We start from the raw sequence: 24759 nt of genomic DNA on the forward strand, positions 1-24759 counted from the left end.
AGGTAGTTTTTTTTATATGTCCGCTACTAATAGGTTATAAAGCATAAAAAATCTGTCATTAGCTAAATTATAGTAAGTGCTTAGGGCGATGTTTATTGAAAAAATGTGAAAATTATGATAAAATAAGATATGGAAATTAATGGTCAGACAAAGTTAGCTGCTGTCATCGCAAATCCGATTAAACACTCCTTATCGCCGTTTATACATAACTTTGCTTTTGAGCAGGTGAATGAGAATGGTATCTATCTTGCTTTTGAGATAGTACAAGAAGCGTTAGAGACGACTATCTCCTCAATTAAGTCCCTTGATATGTATGGGGCTAATTTGTCTATGCCTTATAAAGAAGCGGCATTAGCCTATATGGATGATGTCTCAGAAGTTGCTAGGCTTACGGGTGCAATTAATACGATTGTTAATCAAAACGGTAGACTTTTTGGGACAACGACAGATGGTGTTGGTTTTTTTAAGTCTATCAAAGATTTTGTCGTAAAAGATAGTGAGATTATTGTTTTAGGCGCTGGTGGTGCTGCTCGTGCGATCATAGCAGAAGCAACGCTTCAGGGAGCCAAACAAATTACAGTCTATAATCGGACTTATAAACCCGAGGTATTTGAACATTATCCAGGCAATATTATAGTTAAACCTTTGGAAGCGTTGACAGAGCTGTCTGGAGACTTATTAATTAATACAACAAGTGTTGGGATGGATGGCGTTAGTATGCCGATTCCCCCAACGATGATAATACCTCAAAACATGATTGTTGCAGATGTGATCTATCAACCAATCGAAACACCTTTATTAGCTTACGCAAAACAGCAAGGCAACCAAACTATAAACGGGTTAGGGATGCTCTTATATCAGGCAGCTGAAAGTTTTAAGTTATGGACAGGAAAAAAGATGCCAACGGAGTTGATCTGGCCGGAGTTAGAGAAAAAAGTATATGGTAAAAACAAGTGCTAAAAAGCAACCTAAAGTGACAGAGATTATCGTGAATTACCCAGAAAACCAAGCACCAAATTGGGTTGAACCACAGCTTTATCATCCTTATCGTTTTGGTATTGGTAAAGTCTCTTCTCATCCATTAGTCGCGATTTGTATGAACCCATCGGCGGCTAGAGACCAAACCAGTGATAGAACGGTAAATCGTGTGATAGCAGCTAGCCAAAAACTAGGCTATGATGGATGGGTTGTGTTTAACACTTATCCAGAACGGGCTACAGATGCGAGTCGCATGGATGAGTTTGATCCAGTCTTATCACAAAAAAATATCGAGGTGATTACCTCATTTTTGTTAACAAATCAGATTACTGAAGTTTGGGGTGCTTGGGGCGATCTCAAATATGAGGCTTTAAAACATGGCCGTGATGCCATAAAAGAGATGCTAAAACAACATGGTATTAACCTTTTTCACTTCGCTGATGTCACTAAAGCTGGTAATCCAAGACATCCACTATATCTAAAGGTTGAACCTGAAAGGAAACGTTACTTATGAAAACATTGCATGTGAATCTTCCCGACCATCCCTATGATATTATCGTAGGACGTGGGTATCTAGATAAAGCTGGTGAATGGGTGGCAGGGTTATGGCAACCACAAAAAATTGTAATCATAACAGATAGTCATGTCGGTCCCTTGTATGCAGAACGTGTCAAAACTGCATTAGAAGCAAATCAGTTCGATGTTTCAGTCTTTACTTTTCCAGAAGGAGAAAGCTCTAAAGTGCTTGCGACAGTTGAATTGGCTTACAAATATTTAGCAGATTTCGGTGTGACACGCTCGGATGGTGTGATTGCACTCGGTGGAGGTGTGGTCGGTGATTTGGCTGGTTTTGTCGCATCAACTTATATGCGTGGCATCCATTTCTTGCAAATTCCGACGAGTCTTACAGCTCAAGTAGATTCATCAGTAGGTGGCAAAACAGGTGTGAATACAGCTTACGCTAAAAATATGGTTGGGACATTTACACAACCAGATGGTGTCTTGATCGATCCAGATTGTCTCAAAACTCTAGGAGAAAGAGAACTTTATGAAGGCATGGGAGAAGTCATTAAGTGCGGCTTGATCGCTGATGTTGCACTTTGGGAAGTTCTCCAAGGTCTAACAGGTGAAGTAGATAATTTACTGGCTAATGCCGAAACGCTTATCTATCATTCTTGTGATGTGAAGCGTAAAGTTGTCGTAGAAGATGAGTTAGATAATGGTACACGTCTTTATTTAAATTTTGGTCATACAATTGGTCATGCAATCGAGGCTACAGCTGGATATGGAAAAGTCATGCATGGTGAAGGTGTTGCGATCGGCATGATTCAGATTACTAAAGTTGCTGAAAATAAAGGCTTAGTTGCTAAAGGGCTGACAAATCAGATACGCGATATGGTAATCAAATTTCACTTACCGACAGGTCTTGATGAGTGGGATGTGAAACAACTTGCGACAGCCATGACTTTAGATAAAAAAGCACGCGGAGCAAAGATTAAAACAGTCCTTGTCCCAAGTATAGGACAGGCTATGATTAATGAAGTTGCCATGTCAGATATAAGTGATTGGTTAGCTTAATACCTGTAAGATACACTTCGTTTTACTAACTAATTACCTGAATATAGAAACAAAGATGGAGATAAAATATGAGATATTTCACTGCTGGAGAGAGTCACGGGCCAAGATTAACAGCGATAATAGAAGGCGTTCCTGCTGGACTAGCGATTAGTGCTGATGATATTAACAAAGAATTAAAACGTCGCCAAGGTGGTTATGGGCGTGGTGGCAGAATGCTTATCGAAAGCGACCAAGTCGAGATTACCTCTGGTATCCGTCATGGTGTGACGATGGGTAGCCCAATTACTTTAAATGTTACCAATAAAGATTTTAAAAATTGGACAAGCATTATGGGGGCAGATGACGTTGAAGAGAAGTTTAAATCACAACGTAAGCTGACTAAGCCACGTCCAGGTCATGCAGATTTAGTAGGTGGTATGAAATATCGCTTTGCAGATTTACGTAATGTCTTAGAACGCTCAAGTGCTAGAGAAACAACGATGCGTGTTGCGATCGGTGCTGTTGCTAAGCGCTTATTATCAGAAATTGGTGTTGAGGTTGCTAGTCATGTGACAGTATTTGGTGGCATAGAAGTCGCTATCCCAGACAACTTGACTGTTACTGAAATTAGAGAACGTGCTAGTCAGTCAGAAGTTTCTATCGTAAATTCTGAACGTGAAGTAGAAATCAAAGCCTTAATCGATCAAACTAAAAAAGATGGTGATACGATCGGTGGTGTAGTCGAAGTCGTTGCTGGCGGTTTACCAGTAGGTCTAGGGTCTTATGTCCAATGGGATAAAAAATTAGATGCAAAAATTGCCCAAGCAGTTGTCTCTATCAATGCCTTTAAAGGTGTTGAATTTGGTGTCGGTTTTGATGCTGCTTATAAACCAGGTAGTCAAATTATGGACGAAATCTTATGGTCTGAAAGCGATGGGTATACGCGTAAATCTAACAATCTAGGTGGATTTGAAGGTGGTATGACCAATGGTGAGTTAGTCGTTGTCAAAGGGGTAATGAAACCTATTCCAACACTTTATAAACCATTGATGTCAGTTGATATCAATACACATGAACCTTATAAAGCTCAAGTTGAACGCTCAGATCCGACCGCAGTTCCTGCAGCAGCAGTTGTTGCAGAGCATGTGGTTGCAACAGTTTTAGCGACAGAAATTCTAAACAAATTTGGCTCAGATAACATGGCTGAACTTAAAGAAAATATCGCACGTCATAATGATTATATCAAAGGATTCTAAACACGTTTTCCAAGAGATATGAAATAGAAGGAACTAATTTATGAGCAACAAAACAATTTTAATTGCCGGTTTAGGTCTCATTGGTGGTTCTTTAGCACGTGCGATAAAGGCTGGGCATCCACAGTATCATCTCTCTGCCTATAACCGTAGTCAAGCACCTCGGGAATTTGCATTGCAAGAACAGCTCGTTGATGAAGCATCAGATGATTTTGACACGTTGGCGGTGAAAGCAGATGTGATTATCCTTAACTTTCCAGTTCAATTATCTATTCAATTTTTAAAACGCCTGGCAAGCTTACCCTTAAAGCAAGATGTGCTAATTTCTGATTCAGGATCGACTAAACAAGATATCATGGAAAGTGCAGTGTCACTTTTTGCTGATAAGCCAATCCGCTTTATCGGTGGACATCCTATGGCTGGTTCTCACAAAACTGGCGTCATCGCATCAGATGCTTTATTGTTTGAAAATGCTTATTATATCCTGACACCTGCGCCAAATACGCAAACTAAAGATATAGATGAACTCAAGCTGATTTTATCTCATACGCATGCTAAATTTATCGAATTAACAGCAGATGACCATGATGCCATGACTGCTGTTACAAGTCATTTTCCGCATGTCGTAGCATCTGCCTTAGTACATGAAGCAGAAGATTTTTCAAAACAAATGCCATTTACCAAAAATTTAGCTGCCGGTGGGTTTCGTGATATGACAAGGATTGCTGAAAGTTCTCCAGAGATGTGGTCAGAAATTTTGATGTCAAATGCTGATAATGTTGTCTCTCAGATAGACCAGTTTACTGCACAACTGCACGTTGTAAAAGATTTGATAAAAGCAAAACAACATGAGCAACTATGGGAGTTCTTTGACCAAGCACGTGAGCTTAGATCACAAATGCCTATTCATAAAGGGGCTATGGCTAATTTTTATGATCTTTTTATCAGTATTCCTGATAGAAGTGATGTGATTCATGAGATTTTAAACTATTTATCAGGGCATGAGCTTAGTATAGTGAATATTAAAATTAATGAAACACGTATTGATATAAATGGTGTCCTGCAAATTACCTTTAAGACTATTAATGACTTAGAAACTGCAGAAACCTTGATTAAAACGCATACGAGCTATGATGTTTATAAATAATGTTGTGTGTGTTGCGCTAGTATGTCGTGTAGGCGACGTTTGTTGCTAAGATAGTTAAGTAAGGAGAATATAGGGTGAAATTACAAACCAATGTGCAGGGGCTTCAAGGAGACCTTAAAGTACCAGGAGATAAATCAATTAGTCACCGCAGTATTATGTTTGGTGCGCTAGCAGAAGGTGAAACTAGGGTTCATGATATTTTACGTGGAGAAGATGTGCTATCTACAATGGCTGCTTTTCGTGAATTAGGTGTAACCATTACAGATAACGGATCAGAAGTGATTGTAGAAGGTGTAGGCTTTAAAGGACTCACAGCACCCCAAAAAGCACTTGATATGGGTAACTCAGGTACATCTATCCGCTTGATATCTGGTGTTTTGGCTGGTCAACCGTTCTCAACTGAGCTGTTTGGAGATGACTCGCTCTCTAAACGTCCGATGGATCGCGTAACGATTCCTTTAAGAGAAATGGGTGTGACGGTATCAGGACAAACAGACCGTGATTTACCACCACTTCACATTACTGGCTCAGATCAGTTAAGGCCAATCAACTATACCCTACCAGTTGCATCAGCACAAGTGAAATCTGCTTTGATTTTCGCTGCTTTACAAGCCAATGGTGAATCTATCATCACAGAAAAAGACATCACAAGAAATCACACTGAGGATATGATTAAGCAGTTTGGTGGAGATATCCAAGTAGATGGTAAAGAAATTCGTGTCAAAGGTGGCCAACACTTTAAAGGCACGACGATCACTGTGCCAGGCGATATTTCAAGTGCAGCCTTCTTTTTAGTCGCAGGGCTAATTGTACCAAATAGTGACATTACGCTCAAGAATGTCGGGATTAATGAAACGCGTACAGGGATTATCGAGGTCATTCAAGCAATGGGTGGAAATCTCGTGATGTCTGATGTCGATAAGGTTGCTAAATCAGCGACATTGACTGTTAAAACCTCTGAGTTACACCCTACTGAGATATCTGGTAGTTTGATTCCAAGGTTGATTGATGAGCTACCAATTATAGCATTACTAGCAACTCAAACCTCAGGCACAACGATTATCCGTGATGCTGAAGAGTTAAAAGTTAAAGAAACTGATCGTATTCAAGTTGTTGCAGATATGCTAAACGATATGGGCGCTGATATCACCCCTACTGATGATGGGATGATTATCAAAGGTAAGACACCGCTACATGGTGCCACGATTAACACACTAGGTGACCATAGAATAGGCATGACTGCAGCGATTGCAAGTTTACTTGTAGCAGAGGGCGAGGTCATCTTAGAGCGTGCAGAAGCTATTGATACGTCTTATCCGACATTCTTTAAAGATTTAGAAAAGCTAAGCCAATAATCTTCATTATTTTAGATAAAGATTATGGATTAACACAGTCATAAACTGATGTTGTGGCTATAACAATAAAAAAATGACTTACCTTTAGAGGTGAGTCATTTTTTAATATTTTGTTTTGATACTTTGTTTGATCGTTGTGATGAGTGTCGTAATTTGATCAATCTGAGGATGATTTTGTTTGTATATCATGGCATTTTTGATGGAAAGCGTTGTCTCAGGAAACTCAAAAATTGCTAAACTACCATCATGTAATTCATCGTAAATGATATCAGTTGAAATAACGGCTAACCCTATTTCTTCTAACATCGCTTTTTTCATAAGATTTAGATTATTATACGTTGTCACGCGAGTGGGTGTTAAGCCAACTGTCTGAATAAAGTTCTCTAAAAAGTTTTTATAGGCACCAGCCACATCATAGCGAATCAGATGTAAGGTGCCAGATGTTTTATAAGCATTAATCAAGCGTTTACTACCAGCTAAGACTAATCTATTCGAAGATAGCTCCACTCTGTGTAGCCCTGGTAAACTATGATTTCCCCAAAGTACACCAATATCATAGGTATCGTTTTCGATGAGTTCAATAACTTGTCTAGAATTAGTGATTTCTATAGCTTGTACATCAAGATCAGACAAAGTCTTTAAAAGAATACTTAAAAAATGCTCATCACCGGCTAGTGTCAGTTGTTTTTGTGTTTTGTCTGTTAGTGTTTTAGAGATGGTATTAAAAGCAAGGATGGCATTTTCGGCATAAGTTAAAAATAGTTTGCCTTCTGGGGTTAACATCACGCGCTTACCAAATCTAAAAAATAATTGACACCCCATCTTTTTTTCAAGTAATTTTATTTTTTGAGAAACAGCTGGTTGTGAAACACCCATGCTTTGTGCGACTTGAGAAAAAGAGAGCAGCGTTGCAACCTGTACAAAATAAGTGAGTTCTTCCATAACAAATTCCTTATCTAAAAATAAATCTATAAGTTATTATATCATTTAATGTCATAAAATGTAACATCAACCACAAAATATAGAATTTTTTGAAAATTCCGAAAAACCTTTTAAAATAAGCTGTGTAAGGGGTTACGGTAGTTGTGTTTTGAAAAAGACGTATTTTTTTTTTGCCTTAAATTTTGCTAAACTAGTCTCAAGAAGCGAAAAGAGATGTGAAGTGAACTGAGAGGTAGCCAATGAAAAAACAAGATAACTATTCTGCATTTACGCCACGAGCAGAATTCATGATTGATGTTCAACACTTATCCAAAAAATTTGGTAAAAATGAGGTTTTAAAAGATATTAATTTGACTGTTAAACGACAGGAAGTTGTTGTGTTAATTGGCCCATCAGGTAGCGGGAAATCAACTCTGATTCGCTGCCTTAATAAATTAGAGAGAGCTAGTGGTGGGGAGATTTGTATCATGGGAAAAAATATCTATGATGCTGATATGAACAATAATTATTTAAGGCAAAAGGTCAATATGGTCTTTCAACATTTCAATTTATTCGCTAATATGACCGTGTTACAAAATCTAACAATTGGAATGGAAAAACTGTTGCGGATACCAAAAGAGGAAAGTAAAAAACGGGCCATAGATCTTTTAAAAATTGTTGGTCTGTCTGATAAGCATGATATGTATCCAGAAAACTTATCAGGTGGTCAAAAACAACGTGTTGCGATTGCTAGGGCATTGGCTATGAAACCTGAAATTATATTATTTGACGAACCAACCTCAGCACTAGATCCCGAGATGGTGGGAGAAGTGCTGCAAGTTATGAAAGAAATTGCTAAAACAGGCACAACTATGATTGTCGTGACACATGAGATGGGCTTTGCAAGAGAGGTCGCAAATAAGATTGTCTTTCTAGAAAAAGGCGAATTAATTGCAGAGATGACACCAGATGAACTTAATGCAAACCATAGTCATCCACGTATCGCCACATTTTTAAAACAAATATTGTAGGAGGAAGCTGATAGATGACATTTATTAAAAATTATTGTGATTTTCTATGGCAGGGAACGCTAATTACCGTTATATTATCGGTTGTTGCGATGATACTTGCAACGATTATCGCGAGTGTGATTGTTGCTGGCAAGTTAAGTAAAAACAAACTGATATCTGGTGGCACAACTGTGATTATTGAACTTATTCGTGGCTTACCAACCCTTTGTATCTTATTTCTTTGTTTTTATGGTCTACCTGAACTTGTCAGTGGGCAGTTTATGGGGATTGATAATGGGCGATTAGTTTCAGGGTTGATTGGTCTAACAATCGCTGAGAGTGTCTTTGTAGCTGAAATCATCCGTGCCGGAATTCAATCAGTTGATTCAGGACAAATGGAAGGGGCACGTAGTATTGGCTTTTCAAAATTAGCGAGTTATCGGTATATCGTCTTACCACAGGCGATTCGAAATATTTTACCGACTATGGGAAATGAATTTGCTAACATCATCAAATCATCTTCTCAAGTATCAGTTATCGGGATTGCTGACTTGATGTTCACCAGTCAAAAAATCCAGGGTATTTCATATAAACCTTTCCAAGCTGTGATTGCAGTGTCGATCATTTATTTAATTTTTAGTGTATCGATCACACAAATTGTGGCTTTAGCAGAAAGGAGAGGTAAAACGAAACGCTTAGTGATTTAATCTCAAAGCGTCGCAATATTACTGATAGACGTCACGCACTCACATACTTATGTAAACAACTGGAGGAAAATAATATGAAAAAAACAATGGTTAAAAAAATGGCTACGCTCACAGTGCTTGGCTTGACAGCTTTTGGCTTAGTGGCCTGTGGCAATAGCAAAAAATCATCTGATGGACTGACTAAAGTCAAAGATGCAGGTAAATTGACAGTGGCGACAGCTTCAGGTTATGCACCTTATGAATTTATTGATATGAAAACTGATCCTAAAAAAATCATTGGTGTTGATATGGCCTTTTCACAAAAATTAGCTGACAAGCTAGGTGTGAAACTTGATGTGAAAGATATGCAGTTCAGTTCTATCTTAGGGTCTGTCACTGGCGGTAAAGTTGACATGGCGATTGCAGGGATGACCGAAACAGAAGAACGTGCAAAATCAGTTGATTTCTCTGATCCATATGTCGTCAATGAAAATGTGACTGTTGTCCGTGCGGGAGATGAAGATAAATGGACAAAACAATCTGATTTTGAGTCACTCAAAATGGTTGTACAAAAAGCAACAACTCAGGAGGCTGTTGTGAAAGATTACTATAAACCAAAACAAATGGTGTCACTTGATACAGTTCCTGAGATGATGATGAATCTTAAAGAAAATAAGGTAGATGCTACAGTAATTGAAGCATCTGTTGCCAAATCAATTATTGCTAAAGATAGTAGCTTTGCGATTGCCAAATATGAATTACCAAAGAAATATCGTTATGTAAATACAGCAATTGCTGTTGAAAAAGGGAATAAAACATTGCTAGCAGAAATTAACAAAATGGTTAAAGAATGTAAAGATAATGGTGATTTTGATAAATGGTTCGAAAAGTATGATAAAATTGCGGCTGAATCAGGTAACTAATCTTTAGTACCCCACGCCACATAAGCCGGTATAAGTCAGTAAACCTGTCCTGTCATCATGGTTGAGGTTTAACCCATCATGACATCAGATATAGGATAAGCAACAACACAAAAAGGTTCAGTGCTCCCTCTACGACGCTGCTAGGTACTAAAAAGTAGAGGAGATTGAAAGATGAGTCGTTTTTTAAGTAAACAATTTAAGCAGTTGACGATGTATGAAGCAGGGGAGCAGTTAGGCGACAGGTATCTGAAGTTAAATGCAAATGAATCGCCATATCCACCTTCTCCTTTGATTAAAGAAGTTATCTCAAGTTCACACATCAATCAACTTAAGCGTTATGGAGATATTTCTTATCAAGCACTGCATGAAGCTTTAGCTAATCAAGTTAACTTAGCTGTAGAAAACGTTGTCCTTGGGGCGGGGGCTGATGATGTGTTAGATTTAATATTTAGAACCTATTTTCAACCTGGTGATACCTTGTTACTTCCTAATATTACTTATCCTTTTTATGAAACCTATGCCAACTCTTATGGATACCAAGTGGCAGAAATGTTAGTTGATGATCAGTTGCAGATTGAGTTATCGCCTTATATCGAGTCGGATGAGCCATGTGTGATTGTCAATCCTAATGCCCCATCAGGGCATTTCCATCCAGTATCAGAAATCGAGCGTGTTGTCCAAAGCAATCCAGATAGATTAGTGATCGTGGATGAAGCCTATATTGATTTTGGTGGTGAATCTGTTGCACCTTTAGTCAAAAAATATGACAACCTGATCGTTGTGCAGACATTTTCAAAATCTCGGAATCTCGCAGGTGCTCGGATTGGTTATGCCCTTGCAGCACCCTCATTAACTGAGGATTTGAAAAAAGTCCGGGGGACCATCAATCCTTTTTATCTCAGTGAGTTACAAGTCTTGACAGCTCTTGCGTCTTTATCAGATGACGCATATTTTAAACAAAGCACGTCTCAAATCATGACAACACGAGATCATTTTTCACATCAGCTACAGGCTGCAGGATTTTATGTCTTACCTAGTTTAACTAATTTTGTATTAGTCAAACCAAGACATATTAGTGCAAATGACTTATATGAAGGACTTAAAGCACAGCATATTTTGGTGAGATATTATACGAAACCTGTGATTAATGACTATGTTCGAATTTCGATAGGTCTTGATCATGATATGACACGATTATTTGATATGATGCTGACATTAGACCAAGAAAATCATACATCTGTCCTTGCATCTATGGATAGAAAATTAGCCTAATAGATACCTCTAAGAACTGATTGCTCATTTGTAAAAATCAATCATCAGTTCTTAGAGGTCTTCTAAATAAACCTCAAAAAAGGAGTCGCCTATGTTTGTCGTAAATGGCACATCAAAACTAAAAAAAGTATTAATGAGTCCACCAGCTTTTTTAAAACAAGCTGCACCAATCAATGCAATTTCAGTGCAATATGCTGATCGATTACTAGATCAGGAAAAAATGCTAAAAGAATATGCATCACTTGTCTCAGCTTACCAAGCAGCTGGTGTTGAGGTAGTCGAACAACCTGCATTTGCAGAGACACCCAATGCTGTATTTGCCAGAGATTTTGGTGGATGTGTTAGAGAAGGGTACATTTTAGGTCGATTTAAAAAAGATATTCGATTAGCTGAACGTGATAATTATGAGCAAAAGATGCTTGAGTTAGGTATTCCTAAAATTGCAGAGGTAACGCGTGGGTATTTCGAAGGTGGCGACTTTGCTTTTATTGATGAGACGACGATTGCAATAGGCCAAATTGATCGAACTGATGCACAGGGTATTGAGGAGATACGGACACAACTTGAAGCGTATGGATACTCAGTACATGCAGTACCTGCTAATCCTGACTATCTACACTTAGATATGTGTTTTAACCTTGTTGCTCCTAAAATAGCTATCGCTTATACTGCTGGACTACCAGATGCCTTTTTGGCACTGCTAGACCAAAAAGGGATTGAGGTCATATCAGGAAGCGAAGCGATGATTTATCAACATGGCTATAATGTGCAAGCACTTGGCAATGGCCGTGTCTTGTCACTTGCACAAAATAAGGCAATCAATTCTGCCATGTATGAATTAGGACTTGAGGTGATAGAAGTTGAGATCACGGAATTATTAAAAGCTGGCGGTGGTATTCATTGTATGACTTTCCCGCTCGAACGTGTAGCTGAATAAGCCGACAAGAAAGGAGAGCTATGACGACCTATTTAATCAGTGACTTTCCAGATGTTTTAGCTAGTCGAGAGTTACAAGTTGAAATAGACGCATTACAGCAACAAGATCCCACTGCTATTGTGACCCAATATGCTTACCAAAACCAAGCTGAGCTACTAGAAAAACTGGAGCAAACAGACATCTTAATTACTGCGTTTTTACCAATAGATGCTGAGTTGCTAAGTCAATTGACTCGACTAAAAGGGATAGCAGTTAATGCAACAGGGACATCTACGATTGATTTAAAAGCAGCCGCGAAACATGGGATTACTGTACAGCCTTTAGGGGATTATTCAACTGAGGATGTTGCGAATCATACCTTGGGATTAATCCTAGCCTTAAATCAAAAATTGCCAGCACATACCAGACAGATTAACGCACATATCTGGCAGTATGAAGCGGTCGGTGCAATCACACGACTTGGCTCACAGACTCTTGCTATATTAGGGTTTGGTAGAATCGGACAGGCAGTTGCAAAACGTGCTAAGGCGTTTGGTATGACAGTCATCGCAGTAGATCCTTATTTACCAGAAGCAGTTGCACAAAAACAAGGTGTGTCACTCGTTAGCCTATCAGAAGTATTTGATAAAGCAGATATCATCAGTCTACATTTATTTGCTGCTGCAGATAGTCCACCGTTGTGTGATGCGGCTTTCTTTAGTCAGCTAAAAAGACAACCCTTGTTCATTAATGTTGCACGAGGGTGTTTAGTAGACGAAGCTGCATTAGTAGCTGCTTTAGATTCTGGAAAAATTAGAGGAGCTGGATTAGATGTGCTCCAAAGCGAGTCTCCAGAGTTGAGAAACTCGCCATTTCTCGGACGCGATAATGTCATCCTCACCCCACATGCAGGGTTTTATAGTCAAGAATCTATGGCATACTTACAGTTAAAAACAGTTGAAAATGCTGTTGATATAGCAAAAGGAGCAAAACATGTATGAACAACTCAAAGGGCGACCACAGGTAGAACAGATAGAACTCATTGCACGTGAGTTAGTCGCAACTATATCTGTGAACGGGACTGCTGGTGAAGTAACGATTGCTGATAAAATTTTTGACATCCTTAGCAGTTTCCCCTATTTTAAAGAGAATCCAACAAACCTATGGACGTCAGATTTATCAGGAGATGCACTTGGTCGTAAGAATGTATTTGCCTTTATAGAGGTAGCTGATACGTATAAAACGGTCATCTATCATTCGCATATGGATACTGTGGGGATAGAAGATTATGGTGCTATAGCAGAGTTAGCTGGGGATTCAGACGCTTTATGTGCTTATTTTTCAACTTTTAGTGAAGATCCTGAGGTACAAGCAGATGCACTAAGTGGTGAGTATCTATTTGGTCGGGGTATGCTTGACATGAAGAGTGGTGTTGCGGTTAATTTAGTGAATATCTTATATTTTTCAGAGCATTTGGATACGTTACCAGGTAACCTATTCTTATCTGTTAATCCAGTCGAAGAAAATGATCATACGGGTATTATTGAGGCAACTCAAGAAATTAAACACTTACAAAGTAAAGGCTATGAGATGGTCACAGCGATTAATACCGATTTTGTCTCTCCGTTATACAAAGGAGATGAAACCAGATATGTGTACACAGGTGCAGCGGGTAAAATACTACCTTGTTTTTATATTAAGGGACGTGAAACGCATGTGGGTTCAACCTTACAAGGAATAGATCCAACGCTGATATCAAGTGCCATTAATCTGGAGATCAATACAAATTTAGCGCTTTGTGAATCTATTTTGGATGACGAGATTGTCCCAAGTTCTGCCCTTTTGCAACGTGACTGTAAAGATTTTTATAATGTACAAACAGCTAAGACAGCTCAACTTTATTTTAATACATTTTTGTATGAGGAGAGTGCTACAAAAGTCTTGGCCAAGTTTGCTAATGTAGCTCAGTCGGCAATTACTTCTGTATGTGAGAATTATAAACTCAGATTAAGTCGTTATCAAGCAAGTATCGGGATTTCAACTGAAACAGAGATAAAAGTTGACTTTTATCGTTTTTCACAATACTGTCAGTACTTGGATGATAAAGGCTATGATAGTCAAAACTTGATAGCTGACTTCATTAACGAACATGGGGCTTTGGATCGCCGTCAGGCAGGATTTGACTTGATTAATTATCTTGAGTTGCAAACAGGTGAAGATACGCCTAAGGTGATTTTATTTCTAGCACCACCATTTTGCCCACATAATTTTATTGATGCAGATAGCCGAGTAAATCAAGTGTTAGATACGGTTTTAGCAGATTTTTCAGAGACAGAAACCTTTAAAAAAAGACGCTTTTTCCCCTATTTATCTGACTCCAGTTATTTAGCAATGCGTGAAACAGCTGATGAGATAAACGAGATGCTAACAGATTTTCCTATGGCAGATACGCTTTATCCTGTGCCGTTTGATACGATACGCTCTTTAAATATACCTGCGATTGATTTAGGGGTGTATGGAAAAGGTGCGCATACTTGGAAAGAACGGTTATATAAACCTTATTCTTATGGTGTGTTACCAGAGTTGATTCGCTCGTTTACAAAGAGAATGTTAGAAGGAGAAAAGCAAGCATGACCGATATTTTTTTACCAACAAAAGTCTTGATCGAGCAAGATGTAATTGACAAACAAAAAGAAGCTTGGGTGCTAGGAAAAACAGCACTATTGGTCACAGGTCGCCATTCAGCGGTTTTAAGTGGTGCACAAAAAGCTATCCTTTCAGTACTTGAAGCGCAAGACGTTCGTGCTCATATTTTTAATGAGGTTGAAAATGATCCAGCTTATGACACGATAGAAAAAGCTGCTCGGATGGCGCGTGAGGTTAAAGCAGATTTTATCATCGGTATTGGTGGTGGTAGTCCCCTTGATGCAGCAAAAGCTATCGCAGTACTAGCGGTGAATGACTTAAGCGCAGATGCTTTATTTCGACACGAATTTGAGACAGCACTCCCAATCGTTGCGGTGCCTACAACAGCAGGCACAGGAAGTGAAGTGACACTCTATAGTGTGATTTACCGAGCAGATAAAGGGACAAAGCTTAGTTTTGGTAATGCCTTAACGTTCCCTAAAGTTGCCTTGTTAGATGCAAAATATACTGAAACCTTGTCAGCCAATATTACGATTCATACAGCGATTGATGCGTTTACGCACAGTTTTGAGGGATTCTTAGCTAATCGGGCTACAGCTTATTCAGACATGATTGCTTTGGAGGCAATACGCCTCTTTGGTGAGGTGCTTGGAGACTTAAAAACAGGAGAATACTCAGCTGAATTACGGGCTAAACTCTTGTATATTAGTTTATTGGGTGGGATTGTGATTACGCACACAGGTGTGACAATCGTACATGGTATGGGGTATGCTTATACGGTGCATTACGACATCCCACATGGTCAAGCAAATGGGTTACTTCTTGATCGCTATATGACTTATCTAGAGGAAAAGGAGTGTCCTAAGTTAGCAGATGCCCTATCCACACTAGGCTATGATCATGAAACTTTAGCAAACGAATTAAGAATACTACTTGGTTCCCCCCCTCACCTAAAAGTAGGTCAAGTATCTGAATTTACGACACAAACTTTACTACAAAAAGGATCCATTCAAAATACCTATGGCGGGTTGACAGAAGCTGATATCAAAGCATTGTGGGAGAAAGAATAGAAGGAGTTAGGCGATGAATTTATATGAACGGAGTTTAAAAGTACTTGCACCAGTTGCTAAAAGAGCAACAACGCTAGGGGTAACAAGTGGTCAAGGGTCTTATTTGATTGACGAATCAGGGCGAAAAGTACTAGATTTTGCTAGTGGGGTAGCGGTCTGTAATATCGGACACAATCATCCTAAAGTTGTTGAGGCGATTCAAGCACAAACAAAAGAATTGATCCATGCTGGTCATAACGTTGTCTATTATGAGAGCTACGTGGCACTTGCAGAAAGACTAACAGCGTTAAATGGTCCAGATTCTATGGTGTATTTTAGTAATTCAGGTGCTGAAGCAAATGACGGCGCGATCAAACTCGCTAAGTATGTGACCAAACGGCATGCAATCATTAGTTTTAAGTCTAGTTTTCATGGTCGAACGATTGGTGCCATGAGTCTAACAGCCTCAAGTGCTGCCTATCGCAAAAACTATGGGACAATGCCTGATGTGTATTTTTTAGACTATCCAAATGTTTATCGTGATCCTTTAGTTGATGGCAAACTCAACGCCCATTATTTTAATCAATTTGACGCTTTATTTAGTCAATTAGTCGTACCAACAGATGTGGCAGCGATTATTTTGGAACCAGTACAAGGTGAAGGCGGCTATATCGTGCCACCTAAAGAATTTCTCGTTTATGTCCGAAAAATTTGTGATGAATATGGTATCCAACTTATCTTTGATGAAGTACAAACTGGATTTGGCCGTACAGGGAAATTATTTGCATCACAGAATTTTGAGGTTGAACCTGATATTCGTACAGTTGCGAAAGGTATCGCCTCAGGATTACCTTTATCTGCTATTTTAGCTAAAAAATCATTGATGACACAGTGGGCACCAGGTGCGCATGGTGGGACATTTGGTGGTAATCCAGTCGCTTGTGCTGCAGCGCTAGCAACATTAGATGTATTAGAAGGTGGTGCGATTGACAATGCAGCGATTCAAGGGGATTATCTGAAACAAGCATTATTAGCATTGCAAAAAGACTATCCGATCATTGCTGATGTACGAGGTCTAGGCTTGATGATCGGGATGGAAATTGAGAGTGACGGCAAAGCAGATGCAGCCAAAACAGCAGCGATTTTATCAGAAGCACTAGATCGTGGGTTATTACTCTTATCTTGTGGGACTGATCATAATGTTGTACGCTTTATCGCGCCAACCACAGTGTCTAAAGAAGAGATAGATGAGGCGCTAGCGATTTTGAAAGCTGTTCTTGATCATGTATAAGCAGGCTAAATTATCAAATAGCCAGCTAGTATACTTTGTTTTATTTGGCTTGACATTAAATGCCTTTGGTATGGGCATGACAGTTGCGACCAATCTTGGAAGTGCCATGTGGACCGCTAGCAGTGTCAATTTATCTGTATGGTTGGGCTTACCCTTAACAGTCGTGATGATTTTACTTGGCGCCTGCCAAATTATTGTGAACGGCCTAATATCAGGCAGTTGGGAGTTACCAAAAATAATCGGAAATATTTTTGTTGTCCTATTTTTTGGTTCCTTTGTTGGCTTATTTACACATCTATTTTTAGTCATCGGGATTGGCCAGCTACCAATTGGTTTGCGCATCTTAGTGACGATAGTAGGGATTTTGTTTGTGGGCAGTGGTATCTCCATCTCACAACGTGTGAATCTTGTCTTACATCCTTGGGATGAGCTGACGAACCTCTTACGTTTCAAATGCTTTAAAGGCAAAGCCCATCAGGCGCAACTGGCAGCATTCGCTATACCATGCACCATCACGCTTATCTTGTGGCTAGTCACGAGACAGGTATACGCTGTTAACATCGGTACGGTTATCTCATTCTTTTGCCAAGGGAAGCTCATCGGCTGGGCAGATATGCGTGTCTTTCCTGCATTAACGCATCGTTTGCCTTTATTGGATAGTTTGCGTCATGATGGGTCATAATAGCGTGAACTTAGCTATAGAAAAAAAGAACACGATATGTTGTTCTTTTTAGTGGTAATAGTGAAATTTTATGTCCTATTAATAAGCTAAACCATTACATATAAATATGAAAAGTTGTCTGCTAATTTGCGTAAAAGTCATCAAAGATAGTTGAGAGATCATCTTCTACCTGACGCATAATCTTTTGTGAATCGACAGGAGGTATATCAGTTCCTTGTGCTCTCACGATATAATAGTTATCAAATGACATGATGTTGACAAACATTTCTTTAAGGAAATAATGGCTAAATTCAAGAGGAGTATACCGATCATTTTCTGTATAAATACCGCCACTAGACTGTAAATATAACACTTTGTAATCATCTGTCATTAAGCCTTCTGAACCAGTTTCAGTATAACGAAAGGTTTTGTTGGCTATCAAAATATTATCGATATAGTCTTTTAAACGTGACGTAATATTAAAGTTATGTAATGGCGATACAATAACAATGCGATGATGAGACATAAATTGTGTTAATAGCGCGTCAGATTGTTTGATTATTGTCATCTCATCATCGTTTAACGGCACATTCGCCTCTTGTTTATGCCAGATTCCCAACAAACCGTCTGCTTCAAGTCTAGGGATGATGTGATCAGAAAGATTTAAAACATCAACCGACTCATTTGGGAAGCGTGTCTTAAATTTTGCTTCAAAAAGGGTTTGCATTTGATTAGCGTAGGATGCTTTATCAGTAGGGTTAGGATGTGCATTGATAATTAGGGTATTTGACATTGTATTTCTCCATTTCGTTTGATATAGTTATTATATCAATCAAAGGTGCCAATATAAGTCACCGTTAAAAGGAATACTTTTGAATAAATCAACGCGTCTCAATCAAGAACTTATTTTTTTAAATGCAAGGGAGTCGTTTCAACTTAAAGACCTAATGGAGACGTTTGATATCTCTAAACGGACGGCGCTAAGAGATCTTCAAGAATTAGAAACACTTGGTCTTCCCTTATACTCAGTACCTGGTCGTTATGGTGGTTATCGTATTTTAGATACTAAATTATTGCCACCATTATATTTTAATTTTGAAGAAATTACTGCCATATTTTTTGCACTTAAAGCGTTAGAACAACTTTATACCAACCCCTTTCAACAACTCTATGCATCTATCACACAAAAACTAATGTTAAATTTGTCAAAAGCACAACAAGAAGCAGTATATCAAACTTTAAATGTCACACACTACTATAATCCTATGGCATTAAAACCTGCTCATTTTCTACCAGAATTATTGCAGGCAATCATTGATGAAAACCAAGTTGCACTAACGTATTCGCAACATGAACTTCAGACGATTAATGTCCGATTTTTTGATTTATTTTATCGAGAAGGTGTTTGGTTTACACATGCTATCAATATTGATAATAAAAAATGGGGAGTGTACCGATGCGATTATATGACGTCATTTACTGTCTTAGATACAAAAGATAATTTATCTCGACATCAACTAGAACTTTCCCTACAAGCTCACAATAAAAGCTTTAGATCGATATACTTCAAATGTAAAATAACTGAATTTGGAAAAGAGTTATTTCAAAAAAATCACTATGAAACAATGAAGATAGAGATACTCGATAATCAAGCCTACTTAACAGGCTACTATAATGAAAGTGAGATAAATTATTTGGTTCATTATTTAATAGAGTTTGGAGAACATATTAAGATTGAGTCACCAGAATCATTAAAAATGAGCTATATTGATCAATTAAAAACGATTTTAAATCGCTACGAATCAATATAATTTATAGCAGTGAAAGTGGTGACGTTTAGTAATGATTGGGTGTCAACTTTTGTTTTGATTAGTTATAAAATAAAATGATAAACATATGTTTTAAACTATTGACAATAATCTAATAATTTGATAATATATTGTTTATAGAAATTTGTTTCAATCAAACCTGTTATGATTAAAGCAAATCTCGTCTACCAACTAGGGTACTCGCTGAGATTGACTCCGAGTACTCTAGTTTTTTTATGCCCTTTTTTATCAATAATTAAAGGAGATAGATTGCCTAAGGACAGGGCGATAATGACCTATTAAACTCTATCTACGCTAGTGGCATTTAAAGTATGAGATGATCATAAAAAATACCTGAAACGAATCGCGTTTCAGGTATTTTTTTAATTTGTATATTGACCGTATGAAGCCTTTATCTGATGATCAAGTAATCGAAGTTTCCCAACATTATCTTGAAAGCTTCTAAAACAAAACGTTCTTTCGCCTTCATTTAGATAAATCTCGATAAATGAATTATCTACAAAAATATCTACGGTATTCAGCTGTTCAATTTTTGCCTGACGTTCTATACCATATTCAGGATCAATTTGATTTGCAAGTCCGGCTCTCGAGAGAGTTACTAGTGATGTTTTTACGTCATACTTTAGTGTCCACGAGTCATGTTCATCACCGATTGCGATATGACAACCACCTTCAAGATGTAGTCGGTAGTATTTTGACTCAATTTGCAGCTCTAGTGACTGAATCGGTGTGAGTGTATCAAATGCTTTGAGTAATTCTGGAACAGGAAAGCGATATAAGTGAGTGTCATTGAGGGTCAGAGTTTGAGGCATTGTCAAGCCATGTTTCCATTTTTCTTGGTCAATGGTATACATCGGCTCACCACAACCAAACCAAGCAAAGCTGATTGGTTGCTGATGTTCCCCATAAAATGCCTGAGGAGCATAATAATCAAAACCACTGTCTATTTCTAATACGTCATCAGTTGAAGGTATAAATTTTAGATTGTCGATATCTAAGTGCCCCACCAGTTGAACAGTAGCAAAACGGTTTTTAAATTGACCTGCTGATTCAGAAATCCCCATTGGAGATAACATCAATACATCTTGCCCGTCTACCTTGATTAAACTTGGGCATTCAAGCATATAGCCAGTATCAATTGGTAAATCAATTAACGCAACATAGTGCCAGTTGTAAAGATCATCGCTTTGATAAAGTAAGAGCACACCTTCATCACCAAAGCCTTCGCGATTTTCACCAGTAAATTTACTGCCACCAAGTAACATATAAAATTGATCATCTCTTTCAAAAACAAATGGATCACGTAATTCACCAGATAATCCCTCAGGTGCACCATCGATAATCGGTGCAGCTAATTTTTTAATGCTGCCATCAGATGACATAATAGCCATGGCTTGTTTGGCAATTTTACCAGCGGGTGTTTTATAGTTTGCTGTATAAAACAAGAAAAGCTGTCCATCATGTTCAATCGCATTACCAGAGTAGCACCCATTTTTTTCAAATTCTTGATTTGGGATTAGCGCCATTTCTTGGTCACTCCAATGAATTAAATCTTGTGATGTTGTATGTCCCCAGTGTTTTAGACCATGTACAGCATCATACGGATACCATTGGAAGAATACATGATAGCTACCTTGAAAATAAGCAAGACCGTTTGGGTCATTCATCAAACCTGATTTAGGATAAATATGGTATTTAGGTAAGTATTGACTTTTACTCACTTGATTTGCTAATGTGGCTAATATGTCTTGATCTTCAGCGTGATAATATTTTTCTTTCGGATTAAACATGATTAATGATTGCTCACTTTCTATATATGACTTACACCTCTGCACCAGCAACTCCTTTGAACTTGTTATAAACGACTAAAATAACAATCGGCACTGCGAGGGCAACCAAACACCCAATGACATAGTGAATCATCACAGGAGGATTAACAATAGTAATACCAGGAATACCTGTTAAACCAAACCCTAGGGCTTTCACATCAAAAATTTTCATATAAGCACCACCGATACCAGCACCAATTACAGCTGAAATAAATGGCACGATAGAGTCTTTTAAGTTTACTGCAAAAATAGCAGGCTCACTGACACCAACTAAAGTAGGAATAAAACTAGACACCGCAATTTCACGACGTTTTGATTTTTTCTTAGCTAAAAAGAACATGCCGAGTGCAGCACCACCCTGTGAAATGATCGAAACAGCCCAGAGGGGTTGAATATAATTAAATCCCGTTTCTGAGAGGAGTTGTGCTTCGATTGATCCGATCATATGATGTGTACCTGTGATAACTAGTGGCTGTAATAAGGCAGCAAAGATGGCAGCACCCAATACGCCAGCTTTCATATATAAGAAGTTAGCGACACTACCGATTCCTGCTGCAACAATATCGCCTAATGGGCCAAAGACCAAGAATAGTGCTAAAGATGAGACTAAAATTGTAATGGCAGGGACAAAAATAAAGGTCAGCATTTGTGGAATGCGTTTAGTGATAAATTTCTCAAATTTTGCCATGAACAACGAACTTAAAATGGCAGGGAAAATACCGCCCTGAAAGGCAACTTGTGGAATTTCTAAGCCAAACAGATCCCAGTTGTTGACAGTTTGTAATTTACCTTGCATATATTCAAAACGATTTGCAAGATCTGGATGAATGAGAATTAACCCAAGAATGATACCAAAAACAGGATTACCACCAAATCTTTTAGTAGCAGAATAAGCAACAAAAACTGGTAAAAAATTAAGTCCTGTGGCGATAATATTTAGAAAGCTTGCAATATCTTTTGCCCAACGATAGTTATCGGCAAGACTACCTTCTAATCCAAAAATGCCTGTCGTATTAAAAATAGCTCGAATACCCAGAAGCATCGCACAACCAACAATAGCTGGGATTAAAGTGACAAAGATATCTGAAAATGCTTTGAAAAATTCTTGTGTCTGTCCCTTAAACGATTTATCAGTAGGAGTAGTTAGTGCTGATGTTTGCTCACTCCCCAAGTCACCAATGCCCAATTCTTTAACAAACGCTTCGTAAACACGATCAACTAATCCAGTACCAAAAACAATTTGTAGTTGTCCCTTGTTAAAAAATACCCCCTTAGCACCATCAATGTTTTCCAATTTTTCTTTGTCAAATGTTTCTTCATTTAGTGTTAAACGAAGTCTGGTTACACAATGTGTGGCTCCTGTAATATTGTCTTTACCGCCCGCCCCAGTTACAATCTCTTCAACAATTTTTTTGTAATCCATGGTAATTCTCCTTCACCTATATTTAAAATTGGAACGTTCCAAATTTAAATATAGTATAACCGAGTTGTGCTAAAAAAGCAAGTGATTTTATAAAAAAAAACTACTAAATGTGCTTAGTAGTTGTGAACTCACCAAATGTGACAGGTATGATGTTTTTTTGCTGTGGGCAGTCTGGCTTTGTCATCGCAATTCTTAAGAGCTCTGTGACACTAAGTTTGGCTATTTTTTCAACATCTTGGATGATAGTTGAAATAAACAGGTGTTGACTTGAAAAGCTCTTAGCACCGTCAAATCCTATGAGTTGCACATCATCTGGAATTGTCCAGTTAAGTTTTTTAAAGCTATGATAGATGTATTCAGCATAGCGATCAGTTGCGGCGAAGATGCCATCATAACGGCAATCATTTTTGTAGGCTTCTAGTAAAAACTGCTCTAGTCTTGTTGAGAAATCCTCAGAGTTGCCTTTATCTAAATGGACGTCATAGTCTACTTTTTTATGCTGACAATAATCGACAAACCCATTTATACGTTCTGTAATCCCTAAGTTATCAGGTAGATGACGGACCACCATTAAGAGTTTTCTTGCACCACGCTGGGTGAGTTCTTTAGCAGCTAATTGTCCACCGCCAAAATTATCGCTTGTCACAAATGGGACTTTTTCATTTAGATAACGTTCAATGGAAACAATCGGTAAATCAGAGGTGATGTAGGGCGTGATATCACTATAAGTAATCGTAATGATGCCTTTGACTTTTTGTTCCATTGCCATTTTTATATAGTCTAGCTCTAGATTATAATCATTTTGCGAATTACATAGGAGCATTTTATAATTATTTTTTTGCAATTCTAGTTGTACGTAATAGGTTAATTCAGCAAAGAAAGGTGTCCAAATTGTAGGTAATATAAAGGCGATTAGGTCGCTATCTTGATTTTTGAGTGTTCTTGCTGCTTGATTAGGGACATAGTGAAGTGTGTCAATCGCCTTTTGAACTCGAATAGCCGAGTCTTTTTTTATTTTAACGCCGTTAATATAGTTTGATACCGTGCCACGAGAGACTTTGGCTAATTTAGCAACATCATTTATATTTGCCATTAGAAGTTGTCCCTTTCATTTCCATTTTTTTGAATAGTTAATACTACAAGTTTAACACAACTTTGTAGAAAAATAATCATTGCTAAGCGGATTTTAAATAGACATCCGGTTATTATTTTTATATCCGTTATGCCATACGTACAAACTTACTCAGCTATAATCATGAGATGCTGGTTTAGCATTGAGTTAACAGTAATTTTGATTTTTCATGGCGATGATTATTAGTCTGTGAGTTATCAGAAAGCCTTTGCAAGGTATATGCATTAAATTTGTTGTCTAGTTTATAGCAAAAGTGAAAAGTCAGAGCTTAGATAAGTTATTAAGCGCAACAAACGCGTGAGTTGTTCGAACGGATCAAAATTTTTGAATCAAGGTGAATGAGAGCAGTTAGCAAACACAGAAACTGCGACTGATTGACTGCATTGTTGCAAGCCTTAGGCTAACCCCTAAGGTAGGGGTAAACTGTGGAGTTAAGTAGCTGGATGTGCTATAATAAGAACTATTTTAGTATTTGTTGTTAGAAAGGCTATACAAATAGGATTTAGTCATTGTCTAGTATGTTAATAAATAGCAAACTAACCAAGCAATGAAAAATCATTAGTTGAATATAAACTAAAGTGTATCAGTTTAGTATTGGTGCATTTTATTTTGTATTTATGTAGTTTGATTATATTTGTGAATAAAAGAGATTATACTTTTAAGTGTAAATATATGATATTGCGTCATAGAGTTTTCATCCCCACACATTTTCCAAAAACAATAAAAAGAAAAAAAGTCAATATAATGATGTAACGAAAGGTAAAGACTATATCTATAGGTGCCTTTTTTTATTTTAATCAATAGGCTTGTGATGAGATAGCAATAGAGTGAATAAAGGTTTTGATTACTGAGAAATGATGCTATCCTTAAATCTTAGAGTC

At 37.9% G+C, this 24759-nt stretch carries 22 protein-coding genes; 17 read left to right on the forward strand and 5 right to left on the reverse strand.

The window, feature by feature from the left end:
- The first annotated feature begins 129 nt into the window (after window positions 1-129).
- The 6 genes from aroE (at window position 130) to aroA (ending at window position 6290) form a co-directional block, all read left to right on the forward strand.
- A complete protein-coding gene (gene aroE / locus RU87_RS05900; protein ID WP_068162407.1) occupies window positions 130-960 on the forward strand; it encodes a shikimate dehydrogenase in 831 nt (276 codons plus the stop codon).
- Entirely contained in the window at window positions 941-1492 is a 552-nt protein-coding gene (locus RU87_RS05905; protein ID WP_068162411.1) for a DUF1643 domain-containing protein, read from the forward strand. The genes aroE and RU87_RS05905 overlap by 20 nt, the downstream gene beginning before the upstream one ends.
- The gene (gene aroB, locus RU87_RS05910) at window positions 1489-2556 is read left to right on the forward strand and encodes a 3-dehydroquinate synthase (protein WP_068162413.1); all 1068 of its coding nucleotides are present in this window, start codon (window positions 1489-1491) and stop codon (window positions 2554-2556) included. The genes RU87_RS05905 and aroB overlap by 4 nt, the downstream gene beginning before the upstream one ends.
- A gap of 68 nt (window positions 2557-2624) precedes the next feature.
- Window positions 2625-3791: a chorismate synthase gene (gene aroC / locus RU87_RS05915; protein ID WP_068162416.1), complete on the forward strand. Its 1167-nt coding sequence runs from the start codon at window positions 2625-2627 to the stop codon at window positions 3789-3791.
- Window positions 3792-3831: 40 nt separating this feature from the next.
- Window positions 3832-4935, forward strand: a complete 1104-nt coding sequence (locus tag RU87_RS05920) for a prephenate dehydrogenase (protein ID WP_068162421.1) — start codon at window positions 3832-3834, stop codon at window positions 4933-4935.
- A gap of 74 nt (window positions 4936-5009) precedes the next feature.
- On the forward strand, window positions 5010-6290 hold the full coding sequence (gene aroA / locus RU87_RS05925; protein ID WP_068162424.1) for a 3-phosphoshikimate 1-carboxyvinyltransferase: 1281 nt from the start codon (window positions 5010-5012) through the stop codon (window positions 6288-6290).
- Window positions 6291-6392: 102 nt separating this feature from the next.
- On the opposite strand, the gene RU87_RS05930 is transcribed toward aroA, so the two are convergent.
- Window positions 6393-7232, reverse strand: coding sequence for a LysR family transcriptional regulator (locus tag RU87_RS05930; RefSeq protein WP_068162426.1), 840 nt, complete (start codon window positions 7230-7232; stop codon window positions 6393-6395).
- A 287-nt stretch (window positions 7233-7519) separates the two neighbouring features.
- Between RU87_RS05930 and RU87_RS05935 the strand changes: the two genes are divergently transcribed.
- From RU87_RS05935 to RU87_RS05980, 10 genes are all read left to right on the forward strand, one after another.
- Entirely contained in the window at window positions 7520-8242 is a 723-nt protein-coding gene (locus RU87_RS05935) for an amino acid ABC transporter ATP-binding protein (RefSeq protein WP_082782162.1), read from the forward strand.
- Between the two features lie 14 nt (window positions 8243-8256).
- Entirely contained in the window at window positions 8257-8928 is a 672-nt protein-coding gene (locus tag RU87_RS05940; RefSeq protein WP_068162431.1) for an amino acid ABC transporter permease, read from the forward strand.
- A gap of 74 nt (window positions 8929-9002) precedes the next feature.
- Entirely contained in the window at window positions 9003-9830 is an 828-nt protein-coding gene (locus tag RU87_RS05945; RefSeq protein ID WP_068162434.1) for a transporter substrate-binding domain-containing protein, read from the forward strand.
- A gap of 171 nt (window positions 9831-10001) precedes the next feature.
- The gene (gene hisC / locus RU87_RS05950) at window positions 10002-11102 is read left to right on the forward strand and encodes a histidinol-phosphate transaminase (protein ID WP_068162438.1); all 1101 of its coding nucleotides are present in this window, start codon (window positions 10002-10004) and stop codon (window positions 11100-11102) included.
- Between the two features lie 91 nt (window positions 11103-11193).
- Entirely contained in the window at window positions 11194-12039 is an 846-nt protein-coding gene (locus RU87_RS05955; RefSeq protein WP_068162442.1) for a dimethylarginine dimethylaminohydrolase family protein, read from the forward strand.
- A gap of 20 nt (window positions 12040-12059) precedes the next feature.
- Window positions 12060-13019 carry a C-terminal binding protein gene (locus tag RU87_RS05960; protein WP_068162446.1) on the forward strand — a complete coding sequence of 320 codons (960 nt, stop codon included), beginning with the start codon at window positions 12060-12062 and terminating at the stop codon, window positions 13017-13019.
- A complete protein-coding gene (locus RU87_RS05965; RefSeq protein ID WP_068162447.1) occupies window positions 13012-14652 on the forward strand; it encodes a zinc-binding metallopeptidase family protein in 1641 nt (546 codons plus the stop codon). Before RU87_RS05960 ends, RU87_RS05965 begins: the two co-directional genes overlap by 8 nt.
- Window positions 14649-15734 carry an iron-containing alcohol dehydrogenase family protein gene (locus tag RU87_RS05970; protein ID WP_068162449.1) on the forward strand — a complete coding sequence of 362 codons (1086 nt, stop codon included), beginning with the start codon at window positions 14649-14651 and terminating at the stop codon, window positions 15732-15734. The genes RU87_RS05965 and RU87_RS05970 overlap by 4 nt, the downstream gene beginning before the upstream one ends.
- A 13-nt stretch (window positions 15735-15747) precedes the next feature.
- Window positions 15748-17004: an aspartate aminotransferase family protein gene (locus RU87_RS05975; RefSeq protein ID WP_068162452.1), complete on the forward strand. Its 1257-nt coding sequence runs from the start codon at window positions 15748-15750 to the stop codon at window positions 17002-17004.
- The gene (locus tag RU87_RS05980; protein ID WP_068162455.1) at window positions 16997-17686 is read left to right on the forward strand and encodes a DUF6198 family protein; all 690 of its coding nucleotides are present in this window, start codon (window positions 16997-16999) and stop codon (window positions 17684-17686) included. Before RU87_RS05975 ends, RU87_RS05980 begins: the two co-directional genes overlap by 8 nt.
- Before the next feature lie 121 nt (window positions 17687-17807).
- Here RU87_RS05980 and RU87_RS05985 read toward each other — a convergent pair whose 3' ends face one another.
- Window positions 17808-18458 (reverse strand): FMN-dependent NADH-azoreductase, encoded by a 651-nt coding sequence (locus tag RU87_RS05985; protein ID WP_068162457.1) that lies wholly within the window; start codon window positions 18456-18458, stop codon window positions 17808-17810.
- Window positions 18459-18537: 79 nt separating this feature from the next.
- On the opposite strand from RU87_RS05985, the gene RU87_RS05990 reads away from it, so the two are divergent.
- Window positions 18538-19476: a helix-turn-helix transcriptional regulator gene (locus tag RU87_RS05990; protein WP_068162460.1), complete on the forward strand. Its 939-nt coding sequence runs from the start codon at window positions 18538-18540 to the stop codon at window positions 19474-19476.
- A 380-nt stretch (window positions 19477-19856) separates the two neighbouring features.
- Here RU87_RS05990 and RU87_RS05995 read toward each other — a convergent pair whose 3' ends face one another.
- From RU87_RS05995 to RU87_RS06005, 3 genes are all read right to left on the reverse strand, one after another.
- Window positions 19857-21284, reverse strand: coding sequence for a sucrose-6-phosphate hydrolase (locus RU87_RS05995; protein ID WP_082782163.1), 1428 nt, complete (start codon window positions 21282-21284; stop codon window positions 19857-19859).
- Window positions 21285-21315: 31 nt separating this feature from the next.
- Window positions 21316-22746 (reverse strand): PTS transporter subunit EIIC, encoded by a 1431-nt coding sequence (locus RU87_RS06000; RefSeq protein ID WP_068162462.1) that lies wholly within the window; start codon window positions 22744-22746, stop codon window positions 21316-21318.
- 103 nt (window positions 22747-22849) lie between these two features.
- Complete coding sequence (locus RU87_RS06005; RefSeq protein ID WP_068162465.1) at window positions 22850-23839, reverse strand: LacI family DNA-binding transcriptional regulator; 990 nt, start codon at window positions 23837-23839, stop codon at window positions 22850-22852.
- Between the last annotated feature and the right edge of the window lie 920 nt (window positions 23840-24759).

It is taken from the genome of Pseudolactococcus plantarum (assembly GCF_002441715.1).
In the GTDB taxonomy this organism is placed as follows: domain Bacteria; phylum Bacillota; class Bacilli; order Lactobacillales; family Streptococcaceae; genus Pseudolactococcus; species Pseudolactococcus plantarum.